This is a genomic window from Bacillus cereus group sp. BfR-BA-01379 (genome assembly GCF_022663605.1).
Classification (GTDB): Bacteria; Bacillota; Bacilli; order Bacillales; family Bacillaceae_G; genus Bacillus_A; species Bacillus_A mobilis.
In genome coordinates, this window is sequence record NZ_JAKUFT010000139.1 from 1 (window position 1) to 5,749 (window position 5,749).

Below are 5,749 nucleotides of genomic sequence, written 5' to 3' on the forward strand. Positions count from 1 at the left end.
AAGAGAAGAATCAAAAAAATTTATATATTTATTTTTTCTTAACAAATGGCGGAAAAATAAGAAAAATTTGCAGGATTATTAAAAATTATCACGAAATAAGTAAAAGTTTAGCGAATAATCGTTTGAAATAATAAAACGTTTTCTATATGATAAAGGTAAAGGTTAGTAAAAAAGTAGGTGAATTTATGACAGTAACATTTTATTCATATCCAAAGTGTGGCACATGTCAAAAAGCGAAGAAATGGTTTGAGGCAAACGATGTAGCATATGAGATGATTCATATTGTTGAAAATCCACCGTCAAAAGAAGATTTACGTAATTTACATGAAAAAAGTGAATTACCATTAAAAAAATTCTTTAATACAAGTGGAATGCGTTACCGCGAACTTGGTCTGAAAGATAAGTTAAAGGATGCAAGTGAAGACGAAATGTACGAGCTTTTAGCATCTGATGGCATGTTGATTAAACGTCCAATCGTAACAAATGGAACGAATGTAACACTTGGTTTTAACGAAGAGCAGTTTGAAAGTGTGTGGAAAAAGTACCAATAAGGTATTTTTACATAATTAATACATTCACTGGAGGTACAGTCATGAGCATTCCAAATAATTTACGTTACTCTGAAGAACACGAATGGGTAAAAACTGAAGGTAATGAAGTTGTTATCGGTATTACTCACTTTGCACAAGGTGAGCTAGGCGATATCGTATTCGTTGAACTTCCTGAAGTAGGTGCAACAATTGAAGCTGACGAGCCATTCGGAAGCGTAGAATCTGTTAAAACAGTTTCTGAGTTATACGCACCTGTAAGTGGTAAAGTTGTAGCAGTAAACGAAGAATTAAGTGACCAACCAGAACTTGTTAACGAATCTCCATACGAGGGTGCATGGATGGTTAAAGTTGAACTTTCTGATGCAAGCCAAGTTGAGAAGTTATTAACTGCTGAAAAATATGCAGAAATGACAAACCAAGACTAATTATAGTCGACTAAAGGACAGCCTTTGTGCTGTCCTTTTTTATTTTATGTAAAATAATGAATGTAGAATCATATACTAATTATTGTGTAGGAGAACGTTTTTTGAAAAAACTTTTTCGTTTAAGTTTTTATTGTCTAGCTCCACCTCGTGGCTAAAGAGTCGGTCATTTCACTCTTTCACTTGAGGCAAAAAGCGCCTCTAGTTCAAGCGTTCCAATGCCCTCTTGTTCTGAACGAGCCGGTTCCGCTTTTCTTTATTGTCCAGCTCCAGCGGCTAGATTGCTCGGTGGCTTCGCTTCTTCCTACAAGGCAAAAAGCGCCTTTACGTCAGAAGCTCCATCCCCCTCACAATCTGAGCGAGCCGCTTCTGCTTTTCTTTTGCAAAAATAAACAGGAAACAACATGAAAATAACGAATATACTATATACTAAGTTAAAGGTTGTATAGTATATGGTGATCGGGTGATGACATATGATTTATGTGGAAAAAGTCATTATTGTAGAAGGTAAATCAGATAGAAGAAAGATTGAATCTATTATTCGTGAACCGGTGGAAATTGTTTGTACAAATGGTACAATTGGTTTGTCGAAAATGGATGAGCTCATTGATCAGTTTTTTGATAAGGAAGTGTATGTACTAGTGGATGCTGATGATGCTGGAGAAAAGTTAAGGAAACAGTTTCGAAAAGAATTTCCGCAAGCAGAGCATATTTATATTGATCGCTCGTACCGAGAAGTGGCAACTGCGCCATCTTCACACTTAGCAAATGTATTATGGGGAGCTGACATTGACGTTTATACAGAATATTTACGGTAAGGAATGATAGAAGTGATTGACTGGACAGGAGCCGAAGCAACAGCCCTAATAGAGAACGAAGAAAAAACAGTGTTATATGTATATACTCCAATGTGTGGAACATGCCAATTAGCAAAAAAGATGTTAACAGTCGTTGAGATGACAATTGGAGACCTCCAAATTGGAATGTTAGATTTAAATTATGCTCCGCATTTAGCGAAAGAGTATGGAATCGAAAGTGTACCGTGTTTACTTGTTTTTGAAAATGGGACACTCATGAAGAAGATATATGCATTTCATTCGGTTGAATATTTATATACGGAATTAAAGTAGGCGGCAAAGTTTTTGCCGCCTCGACATATTTCTCGGGAAATATGTCGAGATGCAGTGTGGTTACAGTATTTGTCGAGCGAAAGTAACAGGATTGCTCTTTAGTGAGAGGGAATGGTATGTGTAATAGAAAGTGATATGAAGGATGTGATTTAGGATGAAATTATATTCTTTGCTGCAATCATTTGTAAATTACGCTAATGGTCAATATCATTTAGAGCCGCTTTTAAGACAAGGAGAAAAAACTGTTAATTTCCGCTTTGGAGATGAAAGTTGTTCGCTACAAATTTCAAGGGATTATATAGAGCTGCTACATGAGGAAAGAGGAACGGAGCAAATCGTTTGTGTAGATGAAGAAGATGTAAAACAATTGGTGAACGGCAATGTAAGGTTGCAAATGTTAATGAACGATGGACGTGTACACTATTCGGGAACGTACCGAACGATGCTATTAGTCGAATCGATGTTTCATATATGTAAACCGATGTCAGTAGGTGCTTAAAATTCTGAAGGTTCATTTTTTGCGAAAATTTCTGTTGACATGGTGTGTGGATATTGATACAATTCAATTCATAAAATATAGACAATTTCATAAATTACAAATCAGACGAAAATGTAATCTGATTTCTCTTATCAAGAGAGGTGGAGGGACTGTGCCCTGTGAAGCCCGGCAACCGTCAACTTATGTTGAAATGGTGCCAATTCCTGCAAAGCAAATGCTTTGAGAGATGAGAGAGAGGGATAATGTTGTTATATACGCATATAAACCTTTCTGCTTCTCTAAAGCGGAAAGGTTTTTTTATTGTTTGAATGTGGAGGACATTCAAATAATAAAAGTAGTGATAACGGTGGACTACACGCATTAAACATAAAAAATTGCGGAGTCGAACCAAACAAAAAAGGGGTGATACACCATGATTCTATTAGAGAATGTAAAGAAAATATATAAAGCAAAAAGCGGTGATGTCACTGCTGTAGATAATGCCAATTTAAAAATAGACAAAGGCGAAATATTTGGTGTTATCGGATATAGTGGCGCTGGGAAAAGTTCGTTAATCAGATTATTCAATCAGCTAGAGAAACCAACTTCAGGCCAAATTACAATTGCAAATCGTGTGATTTCAGCTATTACAGGAAGTGAACTTCGTAAGGCAAGGCAAGAAATCGGAATGATTTTTCAGCATTTCAACTTACTTTGGTCACGAACTGTACGTGAAAATATCGAATTCCCACTTGAAATTGCAGGTGTTGATAAGGCGAAGAGAAGAAAACGCGTAGATGAGTTAATTCATCTTGTTGGATTAGAAGGAAGAGGAGATGCATATCCATCTCAGCTGAGTGGAGGACAAAAGCAACGCGTTGGTATTGCAAGAGCATTAGCTAACAACCCACAAGTGCTTTTATGTGATGAAGCAACATCAGCTCTTGATCCAGAAACGACAGATCAAATTTTAGATTTATTATTAGATATTAATAAGCGTCTCGGTTTAACAATTGTACTCATTACACACGAGATGCACGTGATTCGAAAGATTTGTAATCGAGTGGCGGTAATGGAGAAAGGAAAGATTGTAGAAACGGGTCCAGTGCTTAATGTATTCCGCAATCCGCAGAAAGACATTACGAAACGATTTGTACAGCAGTTAACGGATTCTGAAGATACAAATGAAACGATTGAAAGCTTAATTGAAAAGTATCCAGATGGTAAAGTCGTTCGTTTGCAGTTTATCGGTGAAGCTGTAGAAAGACCAGTACTTCAAAGGTTAATGCAACGCAGTGATATAGAAGTTAGCATTTTGCAAGGAAATATCGCCCAAACAAATAACGGCTCTTACGGTACTTTAGTTGTTCATTTAAATGGTGAGGAAACAGCGATTCAGCAAGCAATAGAGGGAATACATCAAGATCAAGTAGAGCTGGAGGTGATTGCACATGGATAAGTTACTCACAAATGTTGATTGGAATCAAATGTTAGAAGCAACTGGTGAAACGTTATATATGACGGCAATCGCAGCTCTTGCTACATTTGTTTTAGGACTAATTTTAGGATTGTTACTCTTTATGACAGCGAAAGATAATTTATGGGAAAACAAAGCGGTTAACACGGCGATTGGAGCGTTCGTAAACATTTTCCGTTCGATACCGTTCATCATTTTAATCATTTTATTAATCCCATTCACAAAGATTTTGCTTGGAACAATTCTTGGAGCGAGTGCAGCACTGCCGGCTTTAATTATTGGAGCGGCACCATTCTACGCGAGAATGGTTGAAATTGCACTTCGTGAAATTGATAAAGGTGTAATTGAAGCTTCAAAAGCAATGGGAGCAAAAACAAGCACAATTATTTTGAAAGTGTTAATTCCAGAATCGTTACCAGCGTTAGTATCTGGTATTACGGTTACGACAATTGCTTTAGTAGGCTATACAGCAATGGCGGGAGTTGTTGGTGCTGGTGGTCTTGGAACACTTGCATATTTAGAAGGATTCCAACGAGGAAATAACGATGTAACAATCGTTGCGACAATTTGTGTATTACTAGTTGTATTTTTCATTCAGTGGATTGGTGATCGTGTAACGGTTCGAATAGATAAACGATAATAAAAAACGGGAGGATGTTTCAAATGAAAAAACTATTACTTACAGCACTTATTTCAACTTCAATTTTTGGGTTAGCTGCTTGTGGCGGGAAAGATAAAGATGAAAAGAAACTTGTTGTTGGTGCTTCTAACGTACCGCACGCTGAAATTTTAGAAAAGGCAAAACCGTTACTTGAGAAAAAAGGAATTGAATTAGAAGTGAAAAAGTTCCAAGATTACGTGTTGCCAAATAAATCGTTAGCGGATAAGGAGTTGGATGCAAACTACTTCCAGCACATTCCGTATTTAGAAAAAGAAATTAAAGATAAAAAATATGACTTTGAAATAGCAGGGAAAATTCATTTAGAACCAATTGGTGTATACTCTCAAAAATATAAGAGTTTAAAAGAACTTCCAGACGGAGCGACAATTATTATGAGTAATTCCGTTACTGACCATGGACGTGGTTTAGCAATTTTACAAAAAGAAGGCATTTTAAAAATTAAAGATGGAGTAGATCCAGTTAGTGCAACTCCAAAAGATATTGCAGATAATCCGAAACACTTAAAATTCAAAACAGATATCGAGCCTGGTTTGTTGCCACAAGTGTATAACAATAAAGAAGGCGATGCTGTTTTAATTAACTCGAACTATGCGATTGATGCGAAATTAAACCCAGAAAAAGATGCAATTGCAATTGAAGGCGATGATTCTCCATACGCAAACGTAGTAGCTGTTCGTAAAGGTGATAAAGATAAAAAAGCGATTAAGGAGCTTGTAGAAGTATTACATTCTAAAGAAATCGAAGACTTTATTACTAAAGAATATAAAGGAGCGGTTGTTCCTGTAAAAGAATAATTGCTGAAAAAGGGCTGGTGTATGCCGGCTCTTTTTATAACTACATAACTATAGGAGAGAAGGGGACATCATATGAAAAAGGTTCTACTGTCAGTTGTTACAGCGCTGTCTGTATTTACATTAGCTGCTTGCGGAGGGAAAGAAGAGAATAAGCTTGTTGTGGGAGCTTCTAACGTGCCGCACGCTGTTATTTTAGAAAAGGCACAGCCGATATT

8 protein-coding genes, 1 pseudogene and 1 riboswitch are annotated in these 5,749 nt (G+C 36.7%); all 9 genes and pseudogenes read left to right on the plus strand.

Features of this window, described 5'->3' with window-relative positions:
* Positions 1-185: 185 nt before the first annotated feature.
* Positions 186-551 (plus strand): arsenate reductase family protein, encoded by a 366-nt coding sequence (locus MR113_RS26615; RefSeq protein WP_000218969.1) that lies wholly within the window; start codon positions 186-188, stop codon positions 549-551.
* Positions 552-592: 41 nt separating this feature from the next.
* Positions 593-976, plus strand: coding sequence for a glycine cleavage system protein GcvH (gene gcvH, locus MR113_RS26620; RefSeq protein WP_000026896.1), 384 nt, complete (start codon positions 593-595; stop codon positions 974-976).
* A 470-nt stretch (positions 977-1,446) separates the two neighbouring features.
* Positions 1,447-1,791 carry a toprim domain-containing protein gene (locus MR113_RS26625; protein ID WP_000640866.1) on the plus strand — a complete coding sequence of 115 codons (345 nt, stop codon included), beginning with the start codon at positions 1,447-1,449 and terminating at the stop codon, positions 1,789-1,791.
* 3 nt (positions 1,792-1,794) lie between these two features.
* On the plus strand, positions 1,795-2,103 hold the full coding sequence (locus tag MR113_RS26630) for a thioredoxin family protein (protein ID WP_080467534.1): 309 nt from the start codon (positions 1,795-1,797) through the stop codon (positions 2,101-2,103).
* 154 nt (positions 2,104-2,257) lie between these two features.
* Positions 2,258-2,602 (plus strand): hypothetical protein, encoded by a 345-nt coding sequence (locus tag MR113_RS26635; protein WP_242257418.1) that lies wholly within the window; start codon positions 2,258-2,260, stop codon positions 2,600-2,602.
* A gap of 125 nt (positions 2,603-2,727) precedes the next feature.
* A riboswitch (SAM riboswitch) is annotated at positions 2,728-2,835 on the plus strand.
* A gap of 179 nt (positions 2,836-3,014) precedes the next feature.
* Entirely contained in the window at positions 3,015-4,040 is a 1,026-nt protein-coding gene (locus MR113_RS26640; protein WP_242257419.1) for a methionine ABC transporter ATP-binding protein, read from the plus strand.
* Positions 4,033-4,698 (plus strand): methionine ABC transporter permease, encoded by a 666-nt coding sequence (locus MR113_RS26645; RefSeq protein ID WP_061657782.1) that lies wholly within the window; start codon positions 4,033-4,035, stop codon positions 4,696-4,698. Before MR113_RS26640 ends, MR113_RS26645 begins: the two co-directional genes overlap by 8 nt.
* Before the next feature lie 23 nt (positions 4,699-4,721).
* Positions 4,722-5,534, plus strand: coding sequence for a methionine ABC transporter substrate-binding lipoprotein MetQ (metQ, locus tag MR113_RS26650; protein WP_242257420.1), 813 nt, complete (start codon positions 4,722-4,724; stop codon positions 5,532-5,534).
* A 72-nt stretch (positions 5,535-5,606) separates the two neighbouring features.
* Positions 5,607-5,749: pseudogene (locus MR113_RS26655) on the plus strand (methionine ABC transporter substrate-binding protein); the annotation flags it as partial.